Source organism: Luteimonas huabeiensis HB2, assembly GCF_000559025.1.
Lineage (GTDB): Bacteria > Pseudomonadota > Gammaproteobacteria > Xanthomonadales > Xanthomonadaceae > Luteimonas > Luteimonas huabeiensis.
In genome coordinates this window covers 54,423-68,687 of record NZ_JAAN01000015.1, presented here as the reverse complement: position 1 = coordinate 68,687, position 14,265 = coordinate 54,423, and the positions used below count along the sequence as shown (strand labels likewise).

11 protein-coding genes and 1 pseudogene are annotated in these 14,265 nt (G+C 74.5%); 6 read left to right on the top strand and 6 right to left on the bottom strand.

Features of this window, described 5'->3' with window-relative positions; genetic code table 11:
- Positions 1-72: 72 nt before the first annotated feature.
- From Z164_RS0106430 to ffh, 5 genes are all read right to left on the bottom strand, one after another.
- Complete coding sequence (locus tag Z164_RS0106430) at positions 73-1,122, bottom strand: M48 family metallopeptidase (protein ID WP_152540872.1); 1,050 nt, start codon at positions 1,120-1,122, stop codon at positions 73-75.
- Entirely contained in the window at positions 1,119-2,234 is a 1,116-nt protein-coding gene (locus Z164_RS0106425; protein WP_024889900.1) for a YjgN family protein, read from the bottom strand. The genes Z164_RS0106430 and Z164_RS0106425 overlap by 4 nt, the downstream gene beginning before the upstream one ends.
- Before the next feature lie 232 nt (positions 2,235-2,466).
- Positions 2,467-3,288, bottom strand: a complete 822-nt coding sequence (locus Z164_RS0106420; protein ID WP_024889899.1) for an aminotransferase class IV — start codon at positions 3,286-3,288, stop codon at positions 2,467-2,469.
- Positions 3,285-4,382, bottom strand: a complete 1,098-nt coding sequence (locus Z164_RS0106415; RefSeq protein WP_024889898.1) for an NAD(P)H-dependent flavin oxidoreductase — start codon at positions 4,380-4,382, stop codon at positions 3,285-3,287. Before Z164_RS0106415 ends, Z164_RS0106420 begins: the two co-directional genes overlap by 4 nt.
- Positions 4,383-4,396: 14 nt before the next feature.
- Entirely contained in the window at positions 4,397-5,767 is a 1,371-nt protein-coding gene (gene ffh / locus Z164_RS0106410) for a signal recognition particle protein (RefSeq protein WP_024889897.1), read from the bottom strand.
- Positions 5,768-5,860: 93 nt separating this feature from the next.
- Here ffh and Z164_RS0106405 point away from each other — a divergent pair, with 93 nt between their 5' ends.
- From Z164_RS0106405 to Z164_RS0106380, 6 genes and pseudogenes are all read left to right on the top strand, one after another.
- The gene (locus Z164_RS0106405; RefSeq protein WP_024889896.1) at positions 5,861-6,652 is read left to right on the top strand and encodes a cytochrome C assembly family protein; all 792 of its coding nucleotides are present in this window, start codon (positions 5,861-5,863) and stop codon (positions 6,650-6,652) included.
- 125 nt (positions 6,653-6,777) lie between these two features.
- Positions 6,778-7,233 carry a MarR family winged helix-turn-helix transcriptional regulator gene (locus Z164_RS0106400; protein WP_024889895.1) on the top strand — a complete coding sequence of 152 codons (456 nt, stop codon included), beginning with the start codon at positions 6,778-6,780 and terminating at the stop codon, positions 7,231-7,233.
- Positions 7,230-8,725, top strand: a pseudogene (locus Z164_RS20110) (efflux transporter outer membrane subunit). The gene Z164_RS0106400 and the pseudogene Z164_RS20110 overlap by 4 nt, the downstream one beginning before the upstream one ends.
- The gene (locus tag Z164_RS0106390; RefSeq protein WP_024889894.1) at positions 8,722-9,921 is read left to right on the top strand and encodes an HlyD/EmrA/EmrK family protein; all 1,200 of its coding nucleotides are present in this window, start codon (positions 8,722-8,724) and stop codon (positions 9,919-9,921) included. The pseudogene Z164_RS20110 and the gene Z164_RS0106390 overlap by 4 nt, the downstream one beginning before the upstream one ends.
- A 25-nt stretch (positions 9,922-9,946) precedes the next feature.
- Positions 9,947-11,512: a DHA2 family efflux MFS transporter permease subunit gene (locus Z164_RS0106385; protein WP_024889893.1), complete on the top strand. Its 1,566-nt coding sequence runs from the start codon at positions 9,947-9,949 to the stop codon at positions 11,510-11,512.
- 72 nt (positions 11,513-11,584) lie between these two features.
- On the top strand, positions 11,585-12,736 hold the full coding sequence (locus tag Z164_RS0106380; RefSeq protein ID WP_024889892.1) for a PLP-dependent cysteine synthase family protein: 1,152 nt from the start codon (positions 11,585-11,587) through the stop codon (positions 12,734-12,736).
- 24 nt (positions 12,737-12,760) lie between these two features.
- On the opposite strand, the gene radA is transcribed toward Z164_RS0106380, so the two are convergent.
- A complete protein-coding gene (radA, locus tag Z164_RS0106375) occupies positions 12,761-14,173 on the bottom strand; it encodes a DNA repair protein RadA (RefSeq protein WP_024889891.1) in 1,413 nt (470 codons plus the stop codon).
- Positions 14,174-14,265: the final 92 nt, after the last annotated feature.

Here is a 14,265-nt window from a genome sequence, read left to right as displayed (position 1 = left end):
TCGCCATTGCGGCGAGGTAAGCCGGCGATTGTAGCCGATCGGCGCGCGCGCGGGGAAGCGCCCGCACGCCGTTCATTCCCGCGCGGCGCGCTCGGCGGCCTCGATCCGCTCCGGGGTGGGCGGATGGGTGGACAGGTAGCCCAGCGGCCCGGCGTCGGAGGCGGGGGCGCGCTCCGAGAGCCTGCGCATGATCCGCGCGAACGCCTGCGGAGGCAGTCCGCGCGCGCGCAGCAGCGCCATCGCGTAGGCATCGGCCTCGCGCTCGTGGCCCCTCGAGTAGCCGCGGCTCAGCAGCACCGAGGGCAGCGCCACCGCCACCGAGGACCCGGACACGTCGCCGAAGGCCAGGCCGGCGATCAGCAGCACCGAGGAACTCTCGATCGCCTGCCGCATGCCGTGGCGGTGGACGTGGTGCCCGGCCTCGTGGGCGAGCACCGCCAGCACCTCGTCGTCGTCCCCGGCCAGCCGGACCAGCGCATCGGTGACGTAGATCCGGCCGTCGGGCAGCACGAAGGCGTTGGCGCCCAGGCCCCTGGCCCCCACGAAATGCAGGCGCATGCGCTGGTGCCGCGGCTGTCCCGCCACCAGCGCCGCGAAGCGGGCCCGCAGCGCGTCCTGGCGGGCCTGCGGCAGGCCGCTCGCGCGCAGGTACCCGGCGCGCTCGAGCACGGCGGCGGTCTGACGGCTCACCTCGTCCTCGACCGCTTCGGGCAGGCGCGCGGCGATCTCCGCCGCCGCCCACGGCACGCCGATGCGCAGAAAGGCGAAGACGAGCAGCCCGGCGCCCAGCGCCGCGACCAGGATCGCGGTGCGACGGCGTTCCAGCCAGTCGGCCAGGGCTTCGATGCGGCTGGGCGGGCTCGGGAACCACTGCGCCAGCTCCGGCGCGTCGGCGCACTCGATCTGGCCGTGGCCGGCGCGCCGCAGCACCCGCGGCGTCGCCCCCAGGCGTGCGCTGGGCACCACCTCGGCCAGCGGCCAGAAGGCCTGCGAGCCGTCGGCCGCGTCGACGATCCGCAGCGCGTCGCCCGCCCTGTCCAGCCGCACGGCCCGCGCGCGGCTGGAACGGCCGTCGTGCCATTGGCCCTCGATCGCCCCCATGCTCAGAGACCGCTCGCTCAAAGGCCGATGTCCACGCCCAGGTCGAGCGCGTCCACCAGCTCGGCGCCGGCCGCGCCGCGCTCGGCGTCGACGTCGGCGACGAAGTCCTCGATGCCGCCCTGCACCAGCACCGCGAAGCGCGAGGCGCGGTAGCGCGCCAGCCGCACCATCGCCCACGGCGTGGCCAGCCCCAGGGTGAGCAGCACCACCACCAGGTTGCCGGCGTACAGCCACAGCACGTCGCGCACGCGCAGGGTCGATTCGAAGCGGTGCGGGCCCAGCCGCGCGTTGTTCCACATCAGGTTGAGGTAGCGCGTGCGCAACCACACGCCGAGGACGAACACGCCGCCGTAGAACAGCAGCAGTCCGCCCACCGTCAGCCAGTGGAAGGCGGCCGAACCGCCGCCGGTCTCGCCGCCGGCGACGAGCACGCTCCACGCGATGCCGCCGATCAGCGTCGCCATCAGCGCGAACAGGGCCAGCGCCATCGCCAGGGCGATCGCGTAGGGCACGAAGTAGTCGGCGGTCCTCGCCTCGAAGCCGAAGGCGGTGCGGCCGAAGCGGTGGCCCGAGACCAGGTACGCGTGCTGCCGCTTGCGCATCAGCGGATACCCCAGGCTCAGCGTGAGCGCCGACAGGATCGGCCAGCCGAGGAACGGCCCGTAGGCGCCGCCGGCGGTGCCGACGAAGCGGAACCGCAGACCGCGCCAGGCGGAATAGCGGGCGCGGAAGCGCGTGGACAGGAACACCAGCAACGGCATGCTGGCGAACACGCCCAGCATCAGCGCGAAGTACAGCAGCGGCAGGAACTGGAAGCTCAGCGCGATCGCGATCACCACCGCGTAGGCGATCAGGCGCCCCTTGAGGATGCGGATCGGATCGGCGAGGTATTCGAAGGCCGAACCGGCCAGGCGCGTGTTGCCGTAGAAGTAGCGCTCGGTGCGCACCTTGGCCCAGGCCGAGTACAGGCCGAGGGTGAGCACCGTCAGCAGCACGTTGACGATCCAGATGCCGAAGAACTCGGCGGCGCGGCCGTCGAACTGCGGCGTGTGGCGCACCGTGTCGGGCACGGGCGCGGGCACGGGCGCGTCGCCGCCCCCGTCGTGCGGCGTCGCGGACTGCGGGTCGAGCATGCGATGTCTCCCTGTGCGGCCGCACGCTGGCGGCCGATGCTCTCCTGCCGCGCCGGCGGCGCGGACTCCCCTGCCGGCGGGCGCCGGCGCACGCCAGGGTAGCTGATCGCCGCAGGCGCGTGGTCGCCGGAAACGTTCGACGCCGACGCTCGCCGAGCGGGGCCGGTCTCGCGCCGCTTCGCCGGCCTGCGGCGGGCCTGCGCGGCAACGGATCGTGCGCCCCGGACCGCTTCTACCGCCCATGCTCCCCGGCCGCCGCGTCCGCCGCGGCGATCGGCTGCCAGGGCTGCGCGTCCAGCGCGCGCGCGACCGCGTCCAGCGAGGCGTCGTCGCGCGCGTAGCGCACCGCGTCGATCGCCGCCACCGGCTGCAGGCCGCGCGCGTTGCAGGCAAAGGCGCCGCGGAACGCCCCGACCTCGGCCAGCCTCACCGGCCGCGCCGCCTGCGGCACCCCGGCCGCGTCCAGGCCGGCCTGCAACAGCCGCTCGGTGACGCCGCGCAGCGCCGGGCCTTGCGGCCAGGTCACGCCGTCGTCGCCGAAGAAGCCCAGGTTCCAGACCGTCGCCTCGCAGATGTGGCCGCCCGGGGCGACGAACAGCGCGTCGTCGAAGCCGGCGCGCTCGGCGAGGCGCCGGTGGTGGAACAGCGGAAAGGTACCGACGTGCTTGATCCCGGGCAGGGCGCGCACGTAGCCGAAGGACTTCAACCGCAGCGGCAGCGGCGGCGGCTCGGCCGGCGGCGCGATGGAGACCAGCAGCGACGGCGCATCGGTGCCGGGCCGGCGGAACACGGTGGCGCGCAGGGTCGCATCGCGCACGCCGGCCGCGGCCAGCGCCGCCGCGCAGTCGCGGCGCACGCGCGCGGGCGCCAGCTCGGCGTCGAACAGCTGGCGGGTCGCGTCGCACAGCCGCTGCAGGTGCAGGTCGAATCCGCGCGCGGCGCCGTCGCGCACCTGCAGGGTGCTGAAGTGGCCGTCGTTGAGCAGCGCCGGCACGGCGAGATCCTGCGCGGTGGCGGGCGCGCCGTCGCACAGCAGCGCGAGCCAGCCGCTCACGCGAGCAGCCGCTCGGCGTCGCGCCACCAGGTCTCGACCAGCGTCGCGGCCGGCGCCGGGCGCGCCAGCCAGGCGGACTGGCCGGCCCAGGCCTGCATCGCCTCCAGCCGCCCTTCGGCCGCCGCCTGCCGGCGCATCGGCGCGGTCAGTCCGCGCTGCACCGGGTACGGCCGCGGCGGCGGCGCGTCGGCCGCCGCCGCCGCGCGCACGTAGGCGGTCGCCAGCGCGCGGCCGAGCCGGCCGCTGAAGGCGCGCGTGGGCCAGCAGTCCTCCGGCTCCGCATCGGCCAGGGCGTCGGCCCAGGCCGGCGCGATCGCCGCTTCGGGCGCGCGCAGGAAGGCGGTGCCGATCTGCACCGCGCTGGTGCCGAGCAGCAGCGCGGCGGCGATGCCGCGTCCATCGGCGATGCCGCCGGCGGCGATCACCGGGATCTCGAGCCGGTCGGCCAGCCGCGGCAGCAGCGCAAACAGCCCGACCAGCTGGCGGTCCGCGGCGTCGGCGTCGAAGGCGCCGCGGTGGCCGCCGGCCTCGGCGCCCTGCGCCACCACCGCGTCCGCCCCGGCGGCCTGCGCGCGCAGCGCCTCGTCCAGCGTGGTCGCGCAGGCGAACCAGGCGATGCCGGCCGCCTTCAGCCGCCGCACCTGCGCCTCGCCGAACAGCCCCATGATGCTCGAGGCCGCCGCCGGCCGCGCGGCGAGCAGCGCCTCGAACTGGGCGTCGAAGTCGGCCGGGCCGGCGTCGCCGGCGGTGGCCGGTACCGGCGGTCCCCAGCGCTCGAGAAAGGCGCGGGTGGCAGCCTCGGCCTGCGCATCGCGCTGCGGCGGCGGGTCCGGCACCCACAGGTTGATCTGCGCGGGGCCGCCGGAGCGGGCGCGGAACGCGGCCATCCAGTCGCCGATGTCGCCCGGCTGCGAGAGCACCGCCCCCATCGCGCCCATGCCGCCGGCCTCGGCGACGGCCGCGGCGAGCGCCGGCGGGCAGGCGCCGGCCATCGGCCCCATCAGGATCGGCCGACGCAGGCCGAAGCGTTCGCAGAAGCGCCCGGCGCGGGCGGATGCTGCGCCCGGGGCGGCGCCGGTCGATCGCGCGGACATGGGAGCGCCGGCTCTCAGCGCAACGGCGGCATCCCGCCGCGCCCGCCCATCATCCCCTGCAGGCCGCGCATCATGCCCTTCATGCCGCCGCGGGCCATCTTGCCCATCATCTTCTCCATCTGCTGGTACTGCTTCATCAGCCGGTTGACGTCGGCCGGCGTGGTGCCGGAGCCGGCGGCGATGCGCGCGCGGCGCGAGCCGTTAAGCAGCGCCGGATTGCGGCGCTCCTTCTTGGTCATGGAGTTGATGATGGCGATCATCCGCGGCACTTCCTTGCCGGTGACCTGCTGCTTGAGATGCTCCGGCACCTGGCCGATGCCGGGCAGCTTGTCCATCAGCCCGGACAGCCCGCCCATGTTCTGCATCTGCTCGAGCTGGTCGCGCATGTCGTTGAGGTCGAACTTCTTGCCCTTGGCGACCTTGCGGGCGAGCTTCTCGGCCTTGTCGCGATCGACCTGCTGCTCGACCTGCTCCACCAGCGACAGCACGTCGCCCATGTCGAGGATGCGGCTGGCGACGCGATCGGGATGGAACACGTCCAGGCCGTCGGTCTTCTCGCCGGTGCCGATGAACTTGATCGGCCGGCCGGTGACGTAGCGCACGCTCAGCGCGGCGCCGCCGCGGGCGTCGCCGTCGGTCTTGGTCAGCACCACGCCGGTCAGCGGCAGCGCCTCGGAAAACGCCTTGGCGGTGGCGGCGGCGTCCTGGCCGGTCATCGCATCGACCACGAACAGCGTCTCGACCGGATCGATCGCGGCGTGCAGCGCCTGGATCTCGGCCATCATCGCCTCGTCCACGGCGAGGCGGCCGGCGGTATCGACCAGCAGCACGTCGACGAAGGACTTGCGCGCATCGGCGATCGCCGCGCGCGCGATGTCCACCGGCCGCTGCGAGGCCTCGGAGGGGAAGAACGCCACCCCGACCTGCTCGGCCAGGGTCTTGAGCTGCTCGATCGCGGCCGGCCGGTAGACGTCGGCGCTGACCACCATCACCTTCTTCTTGCGCTTCTCCTTGAGGTGCCGGGCGAGCTTGCCCACGGTGGTGGTCTTGCCTGCGCCCTGCAGGCCGGCCATCAGCACCACCGCCGGCGCCGGCACGTTGAGGTTGAGCTCCGCCGCCTGCGCGCCCATCACCGCGGTGAGCTCGTCGCGCACCACCTTGATCAGCGCCTGGCCGGGGGTCAGCGACTTCAACACCTCCTGGCCGACCGCGCGCACCTTGATGCGCTCGATCAGCGCCTGCACCACCGGCAGCGCGACGTCGGCCTCGAGCAGCGCGATGCGCACCTCGCGGGTGGCCTCGCGGATGTTTTCCTCGGTCAACCGGCCGCGCCCGCGCAGGCGCTCCATGGTGCCGGACAGGCGCTGGGTCAGGGATTCGAACATGCGGTTCACGGGCTGGCGGGCGGGACGCGGAAGTATACCGTCGCGCCCCGCGCCGCCCCCGCCGGCGGCGGCAAAGCATGCGACACTGGTGCAATGCCGATCGTGTTCATCGCCACCGTGCTCTATCTCGCGGCGGCCAGCCTGCTGGTGCGGACGGTGGCCCGCGACACGCCGGCCGGCACTGCCGCCTGGGCGCTGCCGGCGCTGGCCGCCGCGCTCGGCCACGGCGCCTACCACGTGCTGGCCTGGCGCGAGGTCGGCGGTGCCGACCTGCACTTCTTCGCCGCGCTGTCGCTGGTCGGGCTGGGCATGTCGCTGCTGACGCTGCTGTTCGGCATCCGCGGCCGCATGCCGGCGCTGGGGGTGACCGTGTTCCCGCTGGCGGCGGCCTCGCTGGCGACCTATGCCGGCGCCGGCCACCACGTGCCCGAGGGGCTGGACTGGCGGCTGCAGCTGCACGCGTGGTTCGCCCTGCTCGCCTACGCCACGCTGGCAGTGGCCGCGCTGGTGGCGATCCTGCTGTGGGCCCAGGACCGCGCCCTGCGCCGGCGCGAGTTCCACCGCTGGTCGCGCGCGCTGCCGCCGCTGACCGAGCTGGAGGCGCTGCTGTTCCGCACCATCGTGGTGGGCTTCGCGCTGCTGACCGCCACCCTGCTCACCGGCATCCTGTTCGTGCACGACCTGCTCGCCCAGCACCTGATCCACAAGACCGTGCTGAGCGTGCTGTCCTGGCTGGTGTTCGGCGCGCTGCTGTTCGGGCGCTGGCGCTACGGCTGGCGCGGCGCCACCGCGGTGGGCTGGACGCTGACCGCGATGACCCTGCTGGTGCTGGCCTTCTTCGGCAGCAAGTTCGTGCTGGAACTGGTGCTGGGCCGCACCGCCTGACGCCGCGGCCGACACGCCGCCCCTCACTCCCGCCCCCGCTCACCGCCCGCCCGGACCGCTCCATCCCATTGCCGGGACAATGGTTGCATTGACAACTATTGCCCAGGCCAGCATCATTCGCCGCCATGTCGTCCCGCCCCTGCGCCACCTCCAGCGGCTCCAGCCTCGGCCTGCTCTTCCGCCAGGTCCGCGATGCGATGTGGGCGCGCATGGCCGATGAACTGGCGCGCGCCGGCCACGTGCTGAGCTTCAGCCAGTACGTGGTGCTGAAGACGCTGGCGCTGGGCCCGATCTGCGCCGGCGACCTCGCCCGCGCCGCCGAACTCAACCCCGGCGCGATGACCCGCCTGCTCGACAAGCTGGTGGCGCGGGGCCTGGTGGACCGGGTGCCCGATCCGGCCGATCGCCGCGTCCTGCGCATCCGCCTCACCGAGGCGGGCGAAGCGATCTGGCGCGACATCGAACAGTGCGGCCAGCGGGTGCGGGAGCGCGCGCTGGCCGGCCTCGACGACGCCGAACGCGCCCGCCTGATCCGCCTGCTGGAGCAGGTCCGGGACAACCTGAAGGCCCCTGCCGAATGAACACGCCGTTCCTGTCCGCCGGCACACCGCTGCGGGTGCTGGCCGCCGCCCTGTTGCCGACGCTGCTGGCCGCCTGCGCCAGCCCCGGCGGCCTCGCGCCACAGTCCTCGCCGCGCGATCCCGACGGCCTGCAGGCCGCGCACAGCCTGGCCGGCGCGACCGCGCTCAGTGCGGCCGCGTTTCCCGCCGCGGACTGGTGGACCCGGTTGGGCGACCCCCAGCTCGATGCCCTGGTCGCCGAGGCCCTGCGCGACGGCCCGACCCTGGCCGCCGCCGATGCGCGCCTGCGCATCGCCGCGGCGCAGGCCGGCCTGGCCGACGCCGCACGGCGCCCGACGCTGTCGGCCAGCGCGCGCCAGTCGGGCGTGCGGCTGCCGGAAACGCTGGCGCCGGAGTCCGTGGCCGGCGACTTCAACACCAGCACCGTGCTGCTGCTCGACTTCTCCTGGTCCCCCGACCTCTGGGGCGGCCGCCGCGCCGAGTTCGAGGCCGCCGTCGGCGAAGCGCGGGCACGCGAGATCGATGCCCAGGCCGCGCGGGTGACGCTCGCCGCCAACGTGGTCCGCGGCTACGTCGCCCTGGCCGAGGCCTTCGACGCGCGCGACGTGGCCGATCGCGAGTCCCGGCGCGCCGACGCGCTGGTGCGGCTGGCCCGGCAGCGTACCGAGGCCGGGCTCGATACCCGCCTGCAGCTGCGCAACGCCGAGACCGCGCTGGGCATCGCGCAGCAGCAGGCGCAGGCCGCGCAGCAGCGGATCGACGCGCTGCGCAACGCGCTCGCCGCGCTGCTCGGCAAGGGCCCGGACCGCGGGCTGGACATCGCCCCGCCGCGCCTGCTGCGCGCGCCCGCGCCGACGCTGCCGGACGTGCTGCCGAGCGAGCTGCTGGGCCATCGCGCCGACGTGGTCGCCGCGCGCTGGCGGGTGGAAGCCGCCGCCCGCGGCGTGCAGGCCGCGCAGGCCGCGTTCCGGCCCAGCGTGAACCTCGCCGCGCTGGCCGGCCTGGCCTCGGGCGGGCTGTCGGACCTGTTCGGCTCCGAGGCCGTGCTCGGCTTCGGCGGCCCGGCGATCAGCCTGCCGATCTTCGACGGCGGCCGCCTGCGCGCGGGACTGGCGCAGCGCGATGCCGAATACGACCTGGCGGTGGCCGCCTACGACGACACCCTGGTCGCGGCGCTGCGCGAAGTCGCCGACGCCGTGCAGGGCAGGCCGCGCGCGCGCTCGACGCCCAGCTGGAGACCCTCGACACCGCCCTGGCCGCGGCCCGCGAAGCGTTCGACCTGGCCGCCTCGCGCTACCGCGCCGGCATCGGCACCCAGCTCGACGTGCTCGCCGCGCAACGCCCCCTCTTCGAGCTCGAGCAGCGCCAGGCCGGCCTGCGCGCGCAGCGCCTGGCCGCCGCCGCCGACCTGGACCGCGCGCTGGGCGGCGGACTGGAACTGGCCGCCGCCCCCCACACCCCGCCCCCGCACATCGAAACCGCCGCGCCATGACCGCTCAGACCTCCCCCTCCTCCGACAACGCCCGCACGCCGGGCCGGCGCCGTCGCGCGCTGCTCCTGCTGGCGGCCGTCGCCGTCGCCGCCGGCCTCGCCTGGACCGCCTGGTACCTGTTGATCGCCCGCTGGCACGATGACACCGACGACGCCTACGTCCAGGGCAACGTGGTCAGCGTGGTCCCGCAGGCGGCGGGCACCGTGGTCTCGATCGATGCCGACGAAGGCATGCGGGTGGAGGCCGGCCAGGCGCTGGTGCACCTGGACCCCAACGACGCGCAGGTGGCCTACGACCGCGCGGTGGCCCACCTCGCCGCGACCGTGCGCGAGGTGCGCGGGCTGTACAGCAGCGTCGAGGCCGGGCAGGCCGACCTGGCCGCGCGACGCGTCGCCGTGCGCCAGGCGCGCGAGGACGTGCGCCGCCGCGAGGGCCTGGTCGCCAGCGGCGCGGTCTCGCGCGAGGAACTGGCCCACGCCCGCGACGTGCTGGCCGCGGCCGAGGCCGCGCTGTCGGCGGCGCAGGGCGAGCTGGCGCGCAGCCGGGCGCTGGTCGACGCCACCGAGGTCGCCAGCCAGCCGCAGGTGCAGGCCGCCGCCGCGCAGGTGCGGCAGGCCTGGCTCGACCTGCAGCGCATGGCGATCGTGGCGCCGGTCTCCGGGCACGTCGCCCGGCGCGAGGTGCAGCTCGGCCAGCGCGTGCAGCCGGGCACGCCGCTGATGACGGTGGTGCCGCTGGAGCAGGTCTGGGTGGAGGCGAACTTCAAGGAGACCCAGCTCGCCGGCATGCGCCTGGGCCAGCCGGTGGAGGTGCGCGCCGACCTCTACGGCGGCGACGTCCGCTACGCGGGCCGGGTGGCCAGCCTCGGCATGGGCACCGGCAGCGCGTTCTCGCTGCTGCCGCCGCAGAACGCCAGCGGCAACTGGATCAAGATCGTGCAGCGGGTACCGGTGCGCATCGAGCTCGATCCCGCGCAGCTGGCGGAACACCCGCTGCGGCTGGGCCTGAGCATGCACGTGGACGTCTCGATCCGCGACCAGGACGGCCCGGTGCTGGCCGCCGCGCCCGTGGCCCGCGACGCGCCGCTGCTGGCGACCGCCGCCTACGCGGACACGCTCGCCGAAGCCGACGCCGTGATCGCGCGGACGATCGCGCAGAACCTGCCCGGCGCGCCGGCCGCCGCCGGCGGCCGTTGACCGCAGCCGCCCGGGAGGCCCCCCGATGTCCAGCAGCGCCCCCGCCGCCGCGGCCCCGGCCGCGCCCACCGCATTCCGCCCGCCGCGCCTGGCGCTGACGACCTTCGGCCTGGCGCTGGCGTCGTTCATGCAGGTGCTGGACATCACCATCGCCAACGTGTCGTTGCCGACCATCGCCGGCAACCTCGGCGCCAGCGCCAACCAGGCCACCTGGGTCATCACCTCGTTCGCGGTCAGCAACGCCATCGCGCTGCCGCTGACCGGCTTCCTGACCCGCCGCTTCGGCGAGCGCCGGCTGTTTGTGTGGGCGACCTTCGCCTTCGTGGTCGCCTCGCTGCTGTGCGGGCTGGCCGCGAGCATGGGCCTGCTGGTGGCCGCGCGCGCGCTGCAGGGCTTCGTCGCCGGGCCGATGTACCCGGTCACCCAGGCGCTGCTGATCTCGATCTACCCGCCGCACAAGCGCGGCCAGGCCATCGCGCTGCTGGCGATGGTGACCGTGGTGGCGCCGATCTGCGGGCCGATCCTCGGCGGCTGGATCACCGACAACTACAGCTGGGAATGGATCTTCTTCATCAACGTGCCGCTGGGCCTGTTCGCCTGCGCGGTGGTCGCCAGCCAGCTGCGCGGCCGGCCGGAGACGCTGCAGCGGCCGAAGATGGATTACGTGGGCCTGATCACCCTGGTGATCGGCGTGGGCGCGCTGCAGACGCTGCTCGACCTCGGCAACGACGAGGACTGGTTCGCCAGCACCAAGATCGTGGTGCTGGCGATCGTCGCCGCGCTCGGCCTGGCGGTGTTCCTGATCTGGGAGCTGACCGAGCAGGACCCGATCGTCGACCTGCGGCTGTTCCGCCACCGCAACTTCGCCTTCGGCACCGCGGCGATGGTGCTCGGCTACTCGGCGTTCTTCGCCGTGGGCCTGCTGGTGCCGCTGTGGCTGCAGCGCAACCTGGGCTACACGCCGATCTGGGCCGGCTTCGCCACCGCGCCGATCGGGATCCTGCCGGTGCTGCTCACGCCGCTGGTGGGCAAGTACGCGGCGCGCTTCGACCTGCGCATCCTAGCCAGCTTCGCCTTCATGGTGATGGCGTTCACCAGCTTCGTGCGCTCCGGGTTCAACCTCGAGGTCGATTTCGCCCACGTGGCCACGGTGCAGCTCTGGCAGGGCCTGGGCGTGGCGCTGTTCTTCATGCCGGTGCTGACCATCCTGCTGTCCGACCTGGAACCGCACGAGATCGCCGCCGGCTCCGGCCTGGCCACCTTCGTGCGCACGCTCGGCGGCAGCTTCGCCGCCTCGCTGACCACCTGGGCGTGGAACACGCGCAGCACCGTGCACCACGCGCAGCTGACCGAGCACATCGCCGCGCACGATCCGGCGATCCGCCAGACCGTCGCGGCGCTGGGCGGCGGCGACCTGCAGCGCGGCGCGGCCGTGCTCGAACAGACGATCGCGCAGCAGGCCACCCAGGTCGGCTTCAACGAGATCTTCCACCTGCTGGGCATCCTGTTCCTGCTGGTCATCGCGATCGTCTGGATGGCCAGGCCGCCGTTCTCGGCCAAGGCCGGCGGCGCCGCGGCGGGCGGGCACTGAGGCGGTCGCCGCACGCACGCCGATGAGCGAAGATAGGCGCCCCGCGGCCCGCACGCCGCGCGAGGCCCTGCCATGCCGTTCTCCGACGAGGCCAGCCGCCTGGCCTGCCAAGACCATCTGCGCTGGACCGCCGCGGCGATCCGCCGCATCGAGGCCGACTTCAACCGCTCGGCCGACACCCATCTGATCCCGCTGTCGCTGCCCGGCTTCCCCGGCATCGACGTCTACTTCAAGGACGAATCCAGCCACCCGACCGGCAGCCTCAAGCACCGGCTGGCGCGCTCGCTGTTCCTGTACGCGCTGGCCAACGGCTGGCTGCACGCCGGCAGCACCGTGGTCGAGGCTTCCAGCGGCTCCACCGCGGTGTCCGAGGCCTATTTCGCGCGCCTGCTCGGGCTGCCGTTCGTGGCGGTGATGCCGGCCTCGACCTCGCCGGAGAAGATCGCCGCGATCGAGTTCCACGGCGGCCGCTGCCACCTGGTCCGCGACGCCTGCGGCATCGCCGCGGCCTCCGCCGAGGTCGCGCGCGACTGCGGCGGCCATTTCATGGACCAGTTCACCTACGCCGAGCGCGCCACCGACTGGCGCGCCAACAACAACATCGCCGAATCGATCTTCCGGCAGATGGAGCAGGAACCGCACCCGGTCCCGACGTGGCTGGTGTGCAGCGCCGGCACCGGCGGCACCAGCGCGACCATCGGCCGCTACGCGCGCTACCGCGGCCTGGCGACCTGCGTGCTGTGCGCCGACCCGGAACACTCGGCCTTCCACGGCCACTACGCCGCCCTCGCCCGCGGCGAGCCGGCGCCGACCGCGCCGGCGCCGGCCTCGCGCATCGAGGGCATCGGCCGCCCGACCGCCGAGCCCAGCTTCGTGCCGGCCTGCGTGGACGCGATGGTCAAGGTGCCAGACGCGCTCGCGCTGGCCGCGATGCGCTACGTCAACCGCCGCCTCGGCCGCCGCGTGGGCGGCTCCACCGGCACCAACTTCGTCGGCGTGCTGCACGCGGCCCAGGCCATGCGCGCGCGCGGCGAGACCGGCTCGATCGTCACCATCCTGTGCGACGGCGGCGAACGCTACGCGCACAGCTACTACAACGACGACTGGTACGCGGCCGAGGGCATCGACATCGCCCGCGCCGACGCCTGCATCGCCGCCGCCGCGGACGCCGACGGCGCCCTGCCCGACCTGCGGCCGGTCTCGCGCCACGGCGCCGCGCGCTGAGGGCGGCCCTGGGGCGCCGCGCCGCTACACCGCCGCCAACGCGTCGGCCAGGCGCTCCACCGCGATCACCTCCAGGCCCTTCAGCGCACCGGCCTTGGGTGCGTTGGCCCTCGGCACGATGGCGCGCTTGAAGCCGTGCGTGGCGGCTTCGCGCAGGCGCTCCTCGCCGTTGGGCACCGGGCGGATCTCGCCGGACAGGCCGACCTCGCCGAAGGCGATGGTCTTCTCCGGCAACGGCGCGTCGCGCAGGCTCGACAGCACCGCCAGCAACACCGGCAGGTCGGCCGCGGTCTCCTGCACGCGGATGCCGCCGACCACGTTGACGAACACGTCCTGGTCGCCGACCACCACCCCGCCGTGCCGGTGCAGCACCGCCAGCAGCATCGCCAGCCGGTTCTGCTCCAGCCCCACCGCGACCCGCCGCGGATTGGACAGCGGCGAGCTGTCCACCAGCGCCTGCACCTCCACCAGCAGCGGCCGGGTGCCCTCGCGGGTGACCATGACGCAGCTGCCCGGCTGCCGGGTGCTGCCGCCGGAAAGGAAGATCGCCGACGGGTTGGGCACTTCCTTCAGGCCCTTGTCGCCCATCGCGAACACGCCCAGCTCGTTGACCGCGCCGAAGCGGTTCTTGAACGCGCGCAGCACGCGGAAGCGGCTGCCGCTCTCGCCCTCGAAGTACAGCACCGCATCGACCATGTGCTCGAGCACGCGCGGGCCGGCGATGCCGCCCTCCTTGGTCACGTGGCCGACCAGGAACACCGCGGTGCCGGTCTCCTTGGCGTAACGCACCAGCCGCGCCGCGCTCTCGCGCACCTGGCTGACCGAACCCGGGGCGGCGGTCAGCGACTCGGTCCACAGCGTCTGCACCGAATCGGCCACGATCAGCCGCGGGCGCGCGCCGGCGGCCATGCCGGCGACGTGCGCGAGGATGGTCTCCACCCCGGTCTCGGCCAGCGCCTGCAGGCCGTCCAGCGGCAGGTCGAGCCGCGCCGCGCGGCCGGCGACCTGCGCCAGCGATTCCTCGCCGGTCACGTACAGCGCCGGCAGCGTCGTCGCCATCCGCGCCACCGCCTGCAGCAGCAGCGTGGACTTGCCGATGCCGGGATCGCCGCCGACCAGCACCACCGCGCCTTCGACCAGGCCGCCGCCGAGCACCCGGTCGAGTTCGCCGATGCCGGTGGAGACGCGCGCTTGCTCGGTATGGCGCACGTCCTTGAGCGCAGTGACCCGCGGCGCGTCCGCGCGCCCCGCCCAGCCGCCGCGGCGCGCGGCTTGGGCGGTCTTGGCGGCCGGCTCGACGACGAACTCCGACAGCGTATTCCAGGCGCCGCAGCCGGCGCACTGGCCCTGCCACTTGCCGTGTTCGGCGCCGCACTCGGCGCAGACGTAGGCGGTACGCGCACGCGCGGGCTTGGCCGCGCCGGAGGGTCTGGACATGCCGCTGGATCCGCAGGAAAACCGGACCACAGGGTAACGGGGCGCGGTCGCGTGCGACGAGACCGCGATGGCGCCGGCGCCGCCGGCGCGAT